Below are 14,585 nucleotides of genomic sequence, written 5' to 3' on the forward strand. Positions count from 1 at the left end.
GCCCCCGCCTCAGCATGGCTGTTGCGGCATCAATAGCGATAGGTGTCGGGCTTGAAGGGCCCTTCGACGCCGACGCCGATATATGCGGCCTGCTGTTCCGACAAAGTCGTCAGCATCGCGCCGACTTTGGCCAGGTGCAGTGCGGCGACCTTTTCGTCCAAATGTTTCGGCAGGACGTAGACCTTGTTTTCGTAGTTGTCGGCGTTGTTCCACAACTCAATCTGCGCCAGCACCTGGTTGGTGAAGGATGCACTCATCACGAAGCTGGGATGGCCGGTGGCGCAGCCCAGGTTAACCAAGCGGCCTTCCGCCAGAACGATGATCTTCTTACCGTCGGGAAATTCGACTTCGTCGACTTGCGGCTTGATGTTGTCCCACTTGAAATTCTTAAGCGCGCCGATCTGAATTTCGCTGTCGAAATGGCCGATATTGCAGACGATGGCCCGGTCTTTCATGTTGCGCATGTGGTCGACCGTGATGACGTCCACATTACCGGTCGCGGTGCAGAAAATGTCTGACCGGGGCGCGGCTTCTTCCATCGTGACGACTTCATAGCCTTCCATGGCGGCCTGCAAGGCGCAGATCGGGTCGGCTTCGGTAACCAGCACGCGACAACCGGCATTGCGTAGGCTGTCCGCGGACCCTTTGCCGACGTCGCCGAAACCGCAAACGGTGGCGACCTTGCCGGCCATCATCACGTCGGTGGCGCGGCGGATTGCATCGACCAGGCTTTCACGGCAGCCGTACTTGTTGTCGAATTTTGACTTGGTGACGCTGTCGTTCACGTTGATGGCCGGAACCTTCAGCGTGCCCTTCTTCGCCATTTCGTACAGGCGGTGGACACCGGTCGTGGTTTCTTCCGACAGACCGCGGACATCGTCCAACAGTTCCGGGCGGTTTTCGTGCATGCGCACCGTCAAGTCGCCGCCATCATCCAAAATCATGTTCGGGACCCAGCCGTCCGGCCCTTCGATCGTCATATCGATGGCCCACCAGAACTCTTCCTCGCTCATGCCCTTCCAGGCAAAGACGGGAACACCGGTCGCCGCGATTGCGGAGGCGGCGTGATCCTGGGTCGAGAAGATGTTGCAGGAAGACCAGCGGACTTCCGCACCCAAGGCGGTCAAGGTTTCGATCAGAACAGCGGTCTGGATCGTCATATGCAGGCAGCCCGCGATGCGTGCGCCCTTCAGCGGTTGTTCCGCGCCGAATTCCTCACGCAAGGCCATCAGGCCCGGCATTTCGGTTTCCGCGATATTGATTTCCTTCCGGCCCCAATCAGCCAGATTAATGTCCTTTACCTTGAAGTCGCCTTCAGCGCTCATCCAAATTCTCCTGAAATCCGCAAATCCAACCGTCGAAGCGGTCCAATTGAAGGCCGCTCAGACCTGTTGGCTATGACCTAATTGCCGCGCGGGGTATAGCAAGACCTCCATATCTCAACAAGCACAAGGTGCCGGAACCGGTTCGTCGTCGGCGGCTCTGGGTGTGATGTTGTTGCAACAGGTAGAATCTATCGCGAGAACAGAGTGGCTCTTACCGCCACGAACCTCGACAACAATTGCATATTCTGCGAATAAACACGTAGCAGTTTGGAGGCATTGGGCTGAAGCAAGTTCAATGCGATCGCCGCCGGATCTGATCTGATCGGGATTACCCAACCCCTAGATGGGTCCCAGGGTCAGTAAGGCGGCCAATTCTCGGATGGGAACTATGGCATTATCAGACTTCACCAGCCGGTTGCGGTCAGGCATTGCGGCATCCGCAATGTTCGCTGCCGGTGCGTTCCTTGCCTTGCCGGCCACGGATGCCGCAGCGCAGTGGTACGTGGAAGGCCAAGGCGGGATCAACATCCCCGCTGACAGCGACCTGGACGGCACCGGTTTCGACGTTGATGCGGAAATCGATCCCGGTTTCGTCGGCTTGGTCACGATCGGGCATGATTACGAAGGCTTGTTCCGCGTTGGCGGCGAGTTCGGATACCGCGACGGCGATATCGATAATGTCGGTGGCGTTTCGGCCAGCGGCGATGTCGACGTCATGTCCGCGATGCTGAACGTCTTCCTGGATTTCGATATCGGTGAGCCGGCATTGAAACCCTTCATCGGCGCCGGTCTCGGTGTCGCCCACGTGGACGCGGATGGGGTCAATCCCGTCAATGGCCTGACGATGGACGATTCTGATACCGGTCTTGCCGGGCAGTTGATTGCCGGTCTTGCCTACCGTGTCGCCGACAACCTGGACGTGACGGGTACCTATAACCTGTTCTACGTGCCGGATGTCGAGTTCGGTCTGTCCAACGGCACCGATGTCGATTCCGACTATCTGTCGCACAGCTTCCTGATCGGTCTGCGCTATACCTTCGCGCCGCCGCCGCCGGCCCCGGTTGAAAAGCCTGCCGCGCAGCCGGTTGCCGCAGCACCGCCGCCGCCCCCGCCACCCCCGCCGCCGCCGGCCCCGGAACCGGAGCCGATCGTGCGGAACTTCATCGTGTTCTTCGACTGGGATAAGTCGGAAATCACGTCCGAAGCACGGGGCATTCTGGGCCAGGCTTATGACTACGCCCAAAAGGGTGGCGTCGCGCGGATCGTTGCGACGGGCCATGCCGATACGTCCGGCAGCCAGACCTATAACCAAGGCCTCAGTGAACGCCGGGCCGCGGCCGTCAAGAACGTCCTGGCCACCATGGGCTTCTCGGGCAGCGGTATCGTCACCGAAGCCAAGGGTGAAACGGACCCGCTGGTTCCGACCGGCGATGGCGTCCGCGAACCCCAGAACCGTCGGGTGGAGATCATCCTCCAGTAACCGAGGTTCTATCGGATACGGGAAAGCCCGGGCCTTTGGTCCGGGCTTTTTCTTTGCCTGCCAATGATTGACCGAACTGCACGCCGTGTTTCAGTCCCCTGTGTCGCGGCGAGGCGCTGCGATTACGCGGAAGTGGTGCCGACGGGTTTGGGGCGGCCCAGGTGATAGCCTTGGAAATAGTCGCATCCCAGTTTGCGGATATGGTCCAGCGTGCGCTGGTTTTCGACGCCTTCCGCGATGGTTTTGATGCCGTTCAACTGTGCGATCGAGACTGTTTCCAGGACGAATTGGGATTTCATCGTGTCGTCGACGGCGCCCATCACCAACATCTTGTCCAGTTTGATATATTCCGGCCGCAACCGGATCACCGTTTCGATATTATTGAAACCGGTCCCGAAATCATCGAGAGCGATGGCGAATCCTTCGCGCCGGAACCGGCCGAAAATTGCGTCCAAAAGTTCGAAATCAGTGATTTCGTCCGTCTCGACGACTTCAAAAACGATCCGCGCGGGATCGATGTCCAGTGTGCGGATGGCCGCCAGAGTCTCATCGAGGGAGAAATCCGGGTCGTAGACCGAGGACGGCAGGAAATTAATGAAGATGCAGCCTTTGTCCGGTATTCGGGCGCTGTTGGTTACTGCCGCAAGTCTGGCTGCTTGGTCCAATCTGGCCCGCAATGCGGTGGTCGCCGCCGCCTCCAGCATACGGTCAGGCATCACGGCGTTGCCGTGTGCGTCCATCCCGCGCATCAGCATTTCATGGGCGAAGCGGTTCCCGGCACGATCGACGATCGGCTGCGCGACGGAATAAAGACCGCCGTGGTCCAGCAGATCCACGAGCCATTGTCCGCGTATTTCATTTATCAAGGTCAGCAAGGGACGCGCACGGGCGACTTCGGCGGGAGAGGGGGATGTTCCGGCGATATCGACGATAACCGTATCGGCCAACTGCGGCGGGGTCAGTTCCGCGTCCACCCGGTTATGGTTTTCACAAAAGAAATGAGTTGGAAACAGCAGGCCGCCATAATCTTGCCGCCCAAACGGCGCATTAAGGCCAGGTGAAAGATCCAGCAGTTTGAGTTCGGTGTGCTGCTCGGCCGGATACACAACGATGTGCTCGGCGAGTGTTATCGTGGGACTGGCGCATAAGGCGCAGGGCATCAACGGAGATCCCTTCTACACAAAATTGGAAAAAATTACCCAAGGGGGACGTTCTAGCCGGACATTTATTGGCAAAGTATTAAAAAATGAGACCTTCGAATGTAAACAGCCGAAAAACAATCAATCATTAGTATTATAAAATACAGGCAGTTTTATGGCATGGGACCGCATATTGGCGGTCTGCCGGTCTGTCTTCGGCCGGTGCTTAGCCCGGTCTCCCTAGATGGTAGCCTTGAAAAAAATCGACCCCCAGATTGAGCACATGGTCCAGGGTTTCCTGATCTTCGATGCCCTCGGCGATTGTTTTGATTCCGTTCATTTGGGCGACCGATGCCAAGTCGTGTATGAATTGGGTTTTCAGCTTGTCGTGGATGGAATCCGTGACCAGCAACTTGTCCAGCTTGATGTATTCCGGCCGCAGGCGGATCACGGTTTCGATATTGTTGAAACCGGTCCCGAAATCATCCAGGGCGATGGCGAAACCTTCTTCGCGATACCGGGCAATAATCGCCGCAAGGTGGTCGAAATCGCTGATTTTGTCGGTCTCCACCACCTCGAAGACCAGCCTGCTGGGGTCGATCTTGGCGGCCCGCGCGGCGGAAAACGTCGTTTCCAGACAGAATTGCGGGTCGTATACCGAAGACGGCAAAAAATTGATGAAGACGTTCGATTCGGTTGAAATCCCCGACCCGGAATGTACGGCGGCAATGCGGGCCGCCCGATCCAGTTTGGCCCGAAGTTCGGGCGTCGATGCTGCGCGCAACATGCGATAAGGCGTGATCACGGCCCCGCCTTCGCCTTTCCCCCGCATCAGCATTTCATGGCCGAAAACAGACCCGTCCCGGTCCACAATCGGCTGGGCAAGACAGTACAAACCATTTTCATTCAGAAGATCGACCAACCATTCCCCTTGAATCTCGTCCAAGAGGGAACCGAAGGATCTGGTCCGACGGACTTCCGACGGGGTCGGCGCGTCGCCGGTGATGTCGACGGCGATTGTGTCGGTCAATTGCGGTGTCGACAGTTCCTCGACCAGCCGCGAATTATGGCGGCGGATCAGTTCCGTCGGGAAAAGCAGGGCACCGTATTCTTGGTGTCCAAAAGGGCGTTCCAGGCTGGTCAGAATTTCAAGCAGACGATCGGCGGTGTGATTCTCGGGCGGATAGACCGCAACCCGAGGATTCAGGGTCTCGGCGCTACCGCCGCATAGACTACAAGGCATGATTTTTCGAACCGAATAATGGAATCTATTCTATAGCGCGAATAGACCACGCGAATGACTAGATTTCGTTAACGTCAACATGCGGTGTCAGAGGGAAATACCGACCGCGGCCTCTTTCTCCGCCTGGATCGCTTCCATCTGCATTCGTTCGCGTTTGCCGATCCGCTGGCTTTCCGACTTCAACTGCCCGCAAGCCGCCAGAATATCCCGGCCGCGCGGGGTCCGTATCGGGGCGGAATAACCCGCATTCCAAATGACGTCGGCGAATTTCTTGATCTGCGCATCGGTGGAACAGTCATAGGGGCTGCCGGGCCAGGGATTGAAGGGGATAAGGTTGATCTTGCTGGGTATGCCCTTGATCAGACGCAGCAATTCCTTCGCATCGGCGACGGAATCGTTCACGCCTTTCAGCATGACATATTCCCAGGTAACGCGTTTCGCGTTGGAAAGGCCCGGATAGGCGCGGACCGCTTCCATCAACTCCTTCAACGGATATTTCCGGTTGATGGGGACAATTTCGTTCCGCAAATCGTCCCTGACAGCATGAAGCGAAATAGCCAGCAGAACGTCGGCTTCCCGCCCGACACGTTCTATTTCCGGCACGACACCCGATGTGGACAGTGTGATCCGGCGTTTGGACAGTGAAATCCCTTCCCCATCCATGATGAGCTTCATCGCCTTGATGACATTGTCGGTGTTGTAGAGCGGTTCGCCCATGCCCATGAAGACAATGTTCGTCAGCCGCCGCTTGTCCGAGGTTGTCGACCAGTCGCCCAAGGTGTCGCGGGCCAGCATTACCTGTGCGACGATATCCGCGGGCGTCAGGTTGCGGACCATCCGTTGCGTGCCGGTATGGCAAAATTTGCAGGTCAACGTGCAGCCGACCTGGCTGGAAACACACAGCGTGCCCCTATCATCGTCGGGGATATAGACGGTCTCCGCCTCGTTCCCATCATCGTATCGAAGCAGCCATTTTTGGGTTCCGTCGCTGGAAACCTGATGTGCGGTCACTTCGGGTCGGTGCATGCGGAAATTATCGGCAAGCTTGGCGCGCAAGGGCTTCGCCATGTTTGTCATACCGTCGAATTCGGTGATGCCGCGGTTGTAGATCCACTGAAACAGTTGCTGTGCACGGAACGCGGGCTCGCCCATCTCGCTTAGGAAGCCGCGCATGTCTTCGCGGTCCATGCCAATCAGGTTCGGTCGGGTATCGGCGGCATCGGCCTGAACCGGCGCCTTGGCCCCGCCGGGCATGAATTCTTTCAGATCCGCCGCCGCATCTGCGGAAAATTCCGCCGCGGCAGGTGTCGAGCCGGTCATATCTCTTTTCCTACGAATTGGTCCCGGTATAAATATGAGTGTTGCATATAGGGTTTAAGGGGGTGCTGTAAACTCGTGCTACAGCGGCCGAACCAGCCTAAATGTGTCGGGACGTATCGTTTTTCAGGGAGATATCGCATGGCCTTCGAAGATCTGCAGGCGGAAATCGGACTGTTGCTGACCGAATTGGACGGCGAACAGGGCGACCGCCATGAAATCTATCTGCGGATCCGCCAGATGCTGGATACGATGAAGGCCGAAGGCCTTCCCCTGCCGCAGGATCTTGTCGAGCTGGAGAAAGCTCTCGAAGCGGAATTCTCTTCCGAAACGGGGGATGGGCCCAACGGCGGATAAGAGGCGCTATTTCGGGCAGGCTGAATTGAGCGCCTTGGTCCCGGCCGTGACACCGGACAAGGAATAGGTATCGATCGTCCTGGTTCCGCGGGTCGATACGCCGCGCACGACCATCCTGTTGCCCCGGCGCATCGCCGCCGCAATTTTAGGGTCATCGGATTCATCGGCGAAGGCGGCCTCGCCTTCCGGGATCAGGCGGAACTTCTCGTTGCCGATTTGAACCGAAACTTCTTCGCTGGTGCTCAGCGGATAGCCCAGTTGAAAGCTGACGGCAGACCAGCTTTTCAAAGCAGGGCGGTGCGTGATGAAGGCGTAGATGTCGCCGCGGCGTACATTCGACGGTTCGCTTTTGATTGGGCGGGACCACATGTTGCAGACCTTGCCTTCAGGTTCTTGATAGCTGTGCGCCTTCCAGTCGTTGAACGCCCCCAGGACCACATCCTGCGCCGATGCCTGTTGCGCGGTGCCGAGGCAGCCGATTACGGCCAATGCACCGAATAGAAGGGCGAGGCGCAAAGGTCCGTTTTGGAAGGTCGCGGACCGGAATTCGGGAAAGTATTTGGACTCAAAGGCTTGCATCGTATGTCTTTCCTAGGATTGATTTACGGGCGCGCCTGGCAAATTGGCGATGCGTCTACTGATCCAGATGGGAATCATCGACGTATCTTCAAGCATGGATTACTCAGGCGCAACCGCGGTGGCGGAGCCGCCTCCCCGGAATCGTGTGTTGAGCACTGAATGCGATTCTGGCCTGGCGGTCGAGAAAAATGGACATAAAAACCGGCGGCCGGTTCGGCGGCCGGGCAAGGAAATGTGCAGGACCATCGTTTTGGACGCTGCGACCCCTGACGACCACAAGGAATTGATGCGCCGCATCGCGGCGGCGCAGGACAAGGCTGCGTTTGCGGCCCTGTTCGGACATTTCGGTCCCCGGGTGAAAGCCTATCTGATGCGCAGCGGGTCGACGCCCGAGAGCGCGGAGGAACTGGCACAGGAAGCGATGGTCATGGTGTGGCGAAAGGCCGAGAGTTTCGACCCCGCGCAAGCTTCGGTTTCGACCTGGATATTTACCATCGCGCGGAACAAGCGGATCGATGCCTATCGGCGCATGAACCGGCCGGATCTGGACGAGAACGATCCGGCCCTTGTTCCCGACGGGCCGACAGCCCCCGACACGGCCTATGCGGAGGGGCAGGTTTCGACGGCGATCCGCGAGGCAGTCGCGACCCTGCCTGACGAACAGGCGGAGATGCTGAAAAAGGCCTTTTTCGAGGATAAGGCCCATAGTGAGATTGCGGCGGAAACGGGCCTTCCCCTCGGCACCGTCAAGTCGCGCCTGCGACTGGCCATTGGCCGGATGCGCAAGCAGTTAAAGGAGTTCGAAGAATGAGTGTCGTTTCGGCGCGCGAGCCTGTGGGACCGATCCCACAACATCACTTGAGCGACGATTTGCTGACGGCTTATGCAGCGGGATCGCTGGATGAGGCGTCCAGTCTGTTCGTGGCAAGCCACCTGACCCTGTGTCCGGAATGCCGTCGCCGCGCGGCCATGATGGACGAGGTCGGCGGTGTATTGCTGGACGATATTGCCCCGGTGGCAATGTCCGCCGGCGCACTCAGCGCGGTTCTGTCCCGTGCGGAAGCCCCGGCAAATGACGAACCGGCATCGATGGCGGGGTCACGGCAAACCGTATTCGGCGCTGACCTGCCGGCGCCGATGCGGCGTTATTACGGGTGCGACCTGGATGGAATCGCTTGGCAACGCCAAGGCGGTGGCGTCTCCGTCGCCACGGTTCCCGGCATTGGAGATGGCAGCCACGCCTTCATGTTGAAAGTGGAGGCAGGCCGGGCGGTGCCCCAGCATACTCATCGCGGGAACGAGTTGGTGATGGTCCTGAAGGGGGCCTATAGCGACGCGGCTGGTCGGTTCGGACGCGGCGATGTCGAATTGGCCGACGGCGACGTCGATCACCAGCCCAAGGCGGAAAAGGGTGAGGATTGCATTTGCCTGGCGGTAACGGATGCCCCGCTGAAATTCACCGGCTCTCTGGGCTGGCTCCTCAACGTCTTTGTGAAGATGTAAACAAACCTCCGCCCTCACGCACCGGACTTTGCCGTACGAACCTTACGGCGCCGGTTAGAGGGTGGGCGCACGAATTCTTCTGTCGGGCCGCCGGCGCGGACCGGTCGGTCGGCCCTGCGGCCCCGACTGATCAAGCGGTCATACATGATCAGCGCCCCGGCGACACTGACATTGACGCAGAACTTGGTCGGGATCTTTACGACGAATTCACACAGATCGACGATTGCCGGCGAAAGCGACCCGGCTTCCGGTCCCAAGATATAGGCGGCCCGGTCGGGGTGCCGGAAACTCGGCAAATCGATGGCATCGTCCATCAGTTCGACACCGACGAGACTGCAGGTTCTAGGCAGCATTATGTCCTCGGCGGAATCAAATGTGTAAAATGGAACATGCTCGGATGTCTTCGATGTGTCCGTCTGGTTAAGGGCGCGAAGGCTGATTTCCGGCGCGACGGCGAAAACGAAGCTGGCTCCGAAGGCATGGGCCGTGCGGGTCAATGCCCCGACATTGCGGGGCTTCGAGATATTCTCGACCCCAATACCGAAATATCCGCGCATTCACCTCTCCAAACCCATTATCAGCAAAATTGGTCCCCTGTTCTTGCATCGCCTTGCGGCGAGGGGCAAGTTTGCTCAAGCAATCCCGCGAGAGACAGATCATGTCCCAGAACGAACGCCCGTCAGAAGGCGCAGGAAACGACCCGGTATCTCTGACCTCGACCGATCGGGCCGGAAGCGCCAACCCCATCGGCGTCGAAGTGACCCGAGGCCCCGTCGTCGAAAGCCGACATCGCGGCAGTGTGGCAATCGTCGATGTCGCGGGAAAGGTCAAGGTGGCCTGGGGTGATATCGCGCAGCCGGTATATCCGCGTTCGGCGATCAAGGCGTTGCAGGCCATCCCCGCCGTCGAATCGGGCATGGCCGATGCCGTCGGACTGTCCAAATCCGAATTGGCGCTGCTTTGTTCCTCCCATGGCGGAGAGCCGCGGCATACGGAAACGGCTGCCGCCATTCTGAAACGCGTGGGGATGTCCGAGGCGGATCTGGAATGCGGCACGCATTGGCCCACCCATGAGGAAAGCGCCCACGCCCTGGCCGCTTCGGGCGGGGTCGCCAACCAGCTTCACAACAATTGCTCCGGCAAGCATGCCGGCATGCTGGCCCTTGCCAAGGAAATGGGTGTGCCGACCAAAGGTTATTCCAAGGTCACCCATCCGATACAGCAGCGCATCCTGGGCGTGCTGGAATTCATGGCCGGGATCGATATGTCCGGCCTTCCGATGGGCATTGACGGCTGTTCGATCCCGACCTGGGCGATCCCCTTGGAAAATCTGGCCTATGCCTTTGCCCGTTTCGGCGCGGGTGAGGATATGCCCGACGCGCGGCGCAAGGCCTGTGACCGAATCATGGAAGCGGTCTTTTCCGACCCCTTCATGATCGCCGGCACGGGCCGCTACTGCTCGGAAATGACAGAATTTCTGGGTGGTCGTGTGTTTCTTAAGACCGGCGCGGAAGGTGTGTTCTGCGCAGCGGTCCCGTCGATGGGCATCGGCATTGCCTTGAAATGTGACGACGGCGCGTCGCGCGGGGCGGAAATGTTGCTGACCGCCGTTCTTGACAAGATCGGGGTGTTCGAGCCCGGCGAGGCCGATGCAGCGGCCGGCTTCCTTGCCAAACCGGTCGTCAACCGGAACAATCTGCGCGTCGGCGAAATCCGGCCGGCACAGGATATTCTCTCTTTCTAACAGGTCCCGGATGATCACATCCGGACCGTCTTCCAAACCGACGAACGGACCCTTGCGATGAAAGCAGTTCGCCTGACGGCCTTGACCGGATTCGATGCAATCCAGGTCGAAGATGTCGAGACCAAACCGCTCGAAAGCCGGCAGGTGCGCATAAAAGTGCACGCGGCGGGGCTGAATTTCGCGGATCTGTTGATGGCGGGCGGCACCTATCAGGCGACGCCCGAACCGCCGTTTACCATGGGAATGGAACTGTCGGGCGAGGTGGTGGAGGTCCATCCGGACGCGGACGGGGTTTTCCCTGGTGACCGTGTCATGGCGCGCCCGGGGCAGGGCGCTTTCGCGGAAGAGGTCGTGACCAACGACCGGAACTGCATTGTCATTCCGCATGCCATGAGTTTTGAGGATGCCGCGGCGTTTCCCATCGCCTATGGCACGGCGCATCTTGGCCTTAGCCGACGCGGGCGACTGCAATCGGGGGAGGTGCTGATGGTGCACGGCGCGGCCGGTGGCGTCGGGCTGACCGCGGTACAGGTCGGCAAGGCCATGGGCGCCACGGTCATCGCGACCGCGGGCAGTGACGAACGGTTGGCGGTCGCCAAGGAAAACGGCGCCGATTATGTCATCAACTATCAAACCGAAAGTATCCGTGATCGGGTTAAGGAAATGACCGGCGGGGTGGATGTCGTCTTCGATCCGGTCGGCGGGGACGCGTTCAAACAATCGCTTCGCTGCATCAACCCGGAAGGGCGTATCGTGGTTATCGGTTTCGCCAGTGGCGACGTCCCGCAGGCGCCGGCGAACATTCTGCTGGTGAAGAATGTGGACGTTATCGGATTCTATTGGGGCGGTTATGGCGGTTTCGCGCCCGAGGCGATTCGCGACTCCTTGGAAAAATGCCTCACCCTGTATAGCGACGGGTTGTTGACGCCGCATGTCTCCCATGTCCTGCCCTTTGCGCGGGTCCAGGAAGCTTTTGCCCTGCTGCGCGACCGGAAGGCGACCGGCAAGGTCCTTCTGACGCCCGCATAGGACCAGGACAACAAACGATGTGCGCCGATCAAGTCCGCGACCAATATGAGGAATTTCCGTATCCGACCCGTGATCCGGCGGATGAGCGGCGCCGCCTGATCACCGGTTCGCCCAGCCATTTGGCTGAGATCAATCACTATATTTTCGGTGGCCGGCTAGACTTCGCCCAGCCTTTCCGCGCGTTGATCGCGGGCGGCGGCACGGGGGACGCGGCCATCATGCTGGCCCAGCATCTGTCGGATGCGGATGTACCGGCCGAGGTCGTCTATCTGGACCTCTCCACCGCCAGCCGGGCGATAACCGAAGCCAGGGCGAAGGCGCGCGGGTTGAGCAATATCGCCTTCTATACCGGGTCCCTGTTGGACTTGGGGCATTTCGGGGAATTCGACTACATCGATTGCTGCGGCGTGCTGCATCATTTGCCTGTGCCGCAGGAAGGCTTCGCCAGCCTGGCGCGCGCCTTGAAGCCTAATGGCGGGCTGGGCTTGATGGTCTATGGCGAATTGGGACGAACCGGGGTCTACGACGCGCAGGCAATGCTGCGCGATCTGACCCGGGAGGGTGAGAGCGGGGCCGACAAGGTGGCCCTGGCGCATAAGCTGCTGGCCGCACTGCCGCCCAGCAACCGGTTGCGCCGCAACCCCCTGATCGGGGATCACCTGTCGACCGATGCGGGTCTCTATGACTTGCTGCTGCATTCGCAGGATCGTGCCTATCGCGTGCCCGACCTGGTGGCGGAAATCGAAACCGCGGGCATGCGCGTGGCCAGTTTCATCGAACCATCCCGCTACGACCCCGCGCTCTATCTACATGACAAGGCTGTGCTGCAACGCCTGGACAGGATGGGGCTGGAAGATCGTGCCGGGTTTGCCGAACTGCTCGCCGGTAATATGAAGAAACACATTGTCTATTGTGTGCGGCGGGAAAACGAGGCGGAAACGGTGGCCGCCCCGAAGGGTCCCGGCGCGATCCCGGTTCTGCGTGATGCGCCTGGCCCGGAATTCGCCAAGAACATGCCGCCCGGCGCTGCCTTTACCGCCAGTCTGGACGGTTTGGAGTTCTCGATGCCCTTGCCGCCTTTGGCGCGGGATATTCTGCTGCTCTGCGACGGAAATCATAGCTTGGACGAGATTCGGAAATCCTTGCCCGGCGCGCCGGATTGGTTCCGCTTCAAGCCGCAGTTCGACGCGGTCTACAAGGCACTGAACGGTTTCAACAAGATGCTGCTGCGTTTTCCGGTGAATTGACCGGCATCGCTGCTTGACCCTTCAGCCCTTCGGCAAAAGAAAAACCGCGGCGCCGAATATTGCACCGCGGTTCAGGTTGCCGTCCGATTTCTTTTGGGTGACGCCGGACGGCGGGGTAAACAGGGGTCTTCAATCTCACCGGCGATCTAAATTCCCGCCAGGGGTCTTCACAGGGGTCTTTTCCAAAACGGAAAAGAATATTTCACAAAAATTTCTAACCCAAGCCGGGCTTAGGCGCGCCAGAACGGTTTGGCCGCTTCGTTGAGCGCGTCGACCTTGTCGAGGCCCATATCGTTCAGCATGCGGCTGTCCATTTCCGCCAGATGCGCGCGCTGTTCATGGCGCTCCATCCAGGTCGCGACGACGCGGTAGACCGCGGTAATCGGCGAAGAAATTTCAATAGCGGCCGGCGCGAAGCTGATTGCACGATCGGTCATAACACATCTCCTTTATGTATGGTCCGCCTTGGGGCGGCTGATTGCGTTTGTCTTGTGAGGCATGAAATAGGCCCGTTTTTGATTCTCGACAAAGGATAATTCTTGATCTTTCGCATAAGTATATTTAATTCGATTAAGGTTCCGTTAAGGCGTGAGGCAAGGTCATGGCTACCCGATTACCACCGTTGAATACGCTCCGTGCCTTCGAGGCTGCCGCGCGCCACATGAGTTTTACGAAGGCGGCGGACGAGCTTTTCGTGACCCAAGCCGCCGTGAGCCACCAAATCAAGACGCTGGAAGACGCGCTGGGTGTGAAGCTTTTCAAGCGTCTGAACCGCGCCTTGTTGCTGACCGAGGAAGGGCAAACATTCATCCCCCCGGTACGTCAGGCGTTGGATCTTTTGATGCAGGGCGTGAATAAGATTTCCCAGGTCGAAGCGACCGGCGCCTTGAATGTCAGCACCATGCCGAGTTTCGCGGCTGGGTGGCTGGTGCCGCGTTTGGATCGATTCCGAAAACAGCATCCGGAAATCGATGTCCGTCTGACGGCGAGCGAAAGGCTGGTCGACTTCGCGCGTGACGATGTGGAAATGGCGATCCGATACGGCCGGGGCCAATATCCCGGCCTGACCTGCGAGCGGTTTATCGACGAGGAGATCTTCCCGGTTTGCAGTCCCAAACTGGTAGAGGAAGGGCCGCATCCGTTAAAGCGACCCGAAGACCTGAAATACCACACGCTGTTGCATGACGACATGCCCGTCGGCTGGGCACAATGGTTCGAAGCCGCCGGCGTCGGCGGAATTAATCCGAGCCAAGGGCCGTATTTCGATATGTCGGCCCTTGTCATTCAGGCGGCCATCCAGGGGCAGGGCGTGGCGCTTGGTCGTTCGACGCTTGCCGCCACGGCATTGGAAAGCGGGATGCTGGTGAAACCCTTCGACCTGACGATGAAGATGGAATACGCCTATTTCGTCGTCTGCCCGCCGGAACACCACAACCGACCCAAGGTGCGTGTGTTCCGCGAATGGCTCTATGACGAGGCCGAGAAAGCAGGAGTACTATCCGATCGCAGTCCGCATGCAGCGGAAATTGCAGCGGATTGAGCCGCGCCAATGGGGCTATGCCGGTCGGGCAATGCTCTATGGCCGACGCAACCAATTTACAACCGTCCCGCCGCCCGGCATC

The 14,585-nt window shown here is 59.1% G+C and carries 15 protein-coding genes; 8 read left to right on the forward strand and 7 right to left on the reverse strand.

From position 1 onward, the window contains the following. Positions 1 to 29 precede the first annotated feature (29 nt). Positions 30 to 1,325 (reverse strand): adenosylhomocysteinase, encoded by a 1,296-nt coding sequence (gene ahcY / locus EOI86_RS14040; RefSeq protein ID WP_127765805.1) that lies wholly within the window; start codon positions 1,323 to 1,325, stop codon positions 30 to 32. Between the two features lie 388 nt (positions 1,326 to 1,713). On the opposite strand from ahcY, the gene EOI86_RS14045 reads away from it, so the two are divergent. Further along, complete coding sequence (locus tag EOI86_RS14045; RefSeq protein ID WP_161973835.1) at positions 1,714 to 2,805, forward strand: OmpA family protein; 1,092 nt, start codon at positions 1,714 to 1,716, stop codon at positions 2,803 to 2,805. A gap of 122 nt (positions 2,806 to 2,927) precedes the next feature. On the opposite strand, the gene EOI86_RS14050 is transcribed toward EOI86_RS14045, so the two are convergent. The 3 genes from EOI86_RS14050 to rlmN form a co-directional block, all read right to left on the reverse strand. After that, positions 2,928 to 3,965, reverse strand: coding sequence for an EAL domain-containing protein (locus EOI86_RS14050; protein ID WP_127765807.1), 1,038 nt, complete (start codon positions 3,963 to 3,965; stop codon positions 2,928 to 2,930). A gap of 205 nt (positions 3,966 to 4,170) precedes the next feature. Beyond that, complete coding sequence (locus EOI86_RS14055; RefSeq protein ID WP_127765808.1) at positions 4,171 to 5,187, reverse strand: EAL domain-containing protein; 1,017 nt, start codon at positions 5,185 to 5,187, stop codon at positions 4,171 to 4,173. An 87-nt stretch (positions 5,188 to 5,274) separates the two neighbouring features. Next, positions 5,275 to 6,441, reverse strand: a complete 1,167-nt coding sequence (rlmN, locus tag EOI86_RS14060; protein WP_127766427.1) for a dual-specificity RNA methyltransferase RlmN — start codon at positions 6,439 to 6,441, stop codon at positions 5,275 to 5,277. Positions 6,442 to 6,645: 204 nt separating this feature from the next. On the opposite strand from rlmN, the gene EOI86_RS14065 reads away from it, so the two are divergent. Next, positions 6,646 to 6,861 carry a hypothetical protein gene (locus tag EOI86_RS14065; protein WP_127765809.1) on the forward strand — a complete coding sequence of 72 codons (216 nt, stop codon included), beginning with the start codon at positions 6,646 to 6,648 and terminating at the stop codon, positions 6,859 to 6,861. A 6-nt stretch (positions 6,862 to 6,867) separates the two neighbouring features. Here EOI86_RS14065 and EOI86_RS14070 read toward each other — a convergent pair whose 3' ends face one another. Continuing rightward, positions 6,868 to 7,440 (reverse strand): invasion associated locus B family protein, encoded by a 573-nt coding sequence (locus tag EOI86_RS14070; RefSeq protein WP_127765810.1) that lies wholly within the window; start codon positions 7,438 to 7,440, stop codon positions 6,868 to 6,870. Positions 7,441 to 7,672: 232 nt separating this feature from the next. Between EOI86_RS14070 and EOI86_RS14075 the strand changes: the two genes are divergently transcribed. Next, positions 7,673 to 8,251, forward strand: a complete 579-nt coding sequence (locus tag EOI86_RS14075) for a sigma-70 family RNA polymerase sigma factor (protein WP_127765811.1) — start codon at positions 7,673 to 7,675, stop codon at positions 8,249 to 8,251. Then, positions 8,248 to 8,943: a ChrR family anti-sigma-E factor gene (locus EOI86_RS14080; protein WP_127765812.1), complete on the forward strand. Its 696-nt coding sequence runs from the start codon at positions 8,248 to 8,250 to the stop codon at positions 8,941 to 8,943. Before EOI86_RS14075 ends, EOI86_RS14080 begins: the two co-directional genes overlap by 4 nt. 14 nt (positions 8,944 to 8,957) lie before the next feature. Here the strand turns inward: EOI86_RS14080 and EOI86_RS14085 are convergent, their stop codons facing one another. Continuing rightward, the gene (locus EOI86_RS14085; protein ID WP_127765813.1) at positions 8,958 to 9,500 is read right to left on the reverse strand and encodes an RNA methyltransferase; all 543 of its coding nucleotides are present in this window, start codon (positions 9,498 to 9,500) and stop codon (positions 8,958 to 8,960) included. 101 nt (positions 9,501 to 9,601) lie between these two features. On the opposite strand from EOI86_RS14085, the gene EOI86_RS14090 reads away from it, so the two are divergent. From EOI86_RS14090 to EOI86_RS14100, 3 genes are read left to right on the forward strand one after another with little or no spacing between them, the layout of a single operon-like run. Continuing rightward, positions 9,602 to 10,687, forward strand: coding sequence for an asparaginase (locus EOI86_RS14090; protein ID WP_127765814.1), 1,086 nt, complete (start codon positions 9,602 to 9,604; stop codon positions 10,685 to 10,687). Between the two features lie 57 nt (positions 10,688 to 10,744). After that, positions 10,745 to 11,716, forward strand: coding sequence for an NADPH:quinone oxidoreductase family protein (locus EOI86_RS14095; protein WP_127765815.1), 972 nt, complete (start codon positions 10,745 to 10,747; stop codon positions 11,714 to 11,716). Positions 11,717 to 11,733: 17 nt separating this feature from the next. After that, a complete protein-coding gene (locus EOI86_RS14100) occupies positions 11,734 to 12,963 on the forward strand; it encodes a class I SAM-dependent methyltransferase (protein WP_127765816.1) in 1,230 nt (409 codons plus the stop codon). A 230-nt stretch (positions 12,964 to 13,193) separates the two neighbouring features. On the opposite strand, the gene EOI86_RS14105 is transcribed toward EOI86_RS14100, so the two are convergent. Continuing rightward, positions 13,194 to 13,400, reverse strand: a complete 207-nt coding sequence (locus tag EOI86_RS14105; RefSeq protein WP_127765817.1) for a DUF1127 domain-containing protein — start codon at positions 13,398 to 13,400, stop codon at positions 13,194 to 13,196. 164 nt (positions 13,401 to 13,564) lie between these two features. On the opposite strand from EOI86_RS14105, the gene EOI86_RS14110 reads away from it, so the two are divergent. Then, a complete protein-coding gene (locus EOI86_RS14110) occupies positions 13,565 to 14,503 on the forward strand; it encodes a transcriptional regulator GcvA (RefSeq protein WP_127765818.1) in 939 nt (312 codons plus the stop codon). Positions 14,504 to 14,585: the final 82 nt, after the last annotated feature.

The sequence above is a fragment of the Hwanghaeella grinnelliae genome (assembly GCF_004005845.1).
GTDB classification, from domain to species: domain Bacteria; phylum Pseudomonadota; class Alphaproteobacteria; order UBA8366; family Aestuariispiraceae; genus Hwanghaeella; species Hwanghaeella grinnelliae.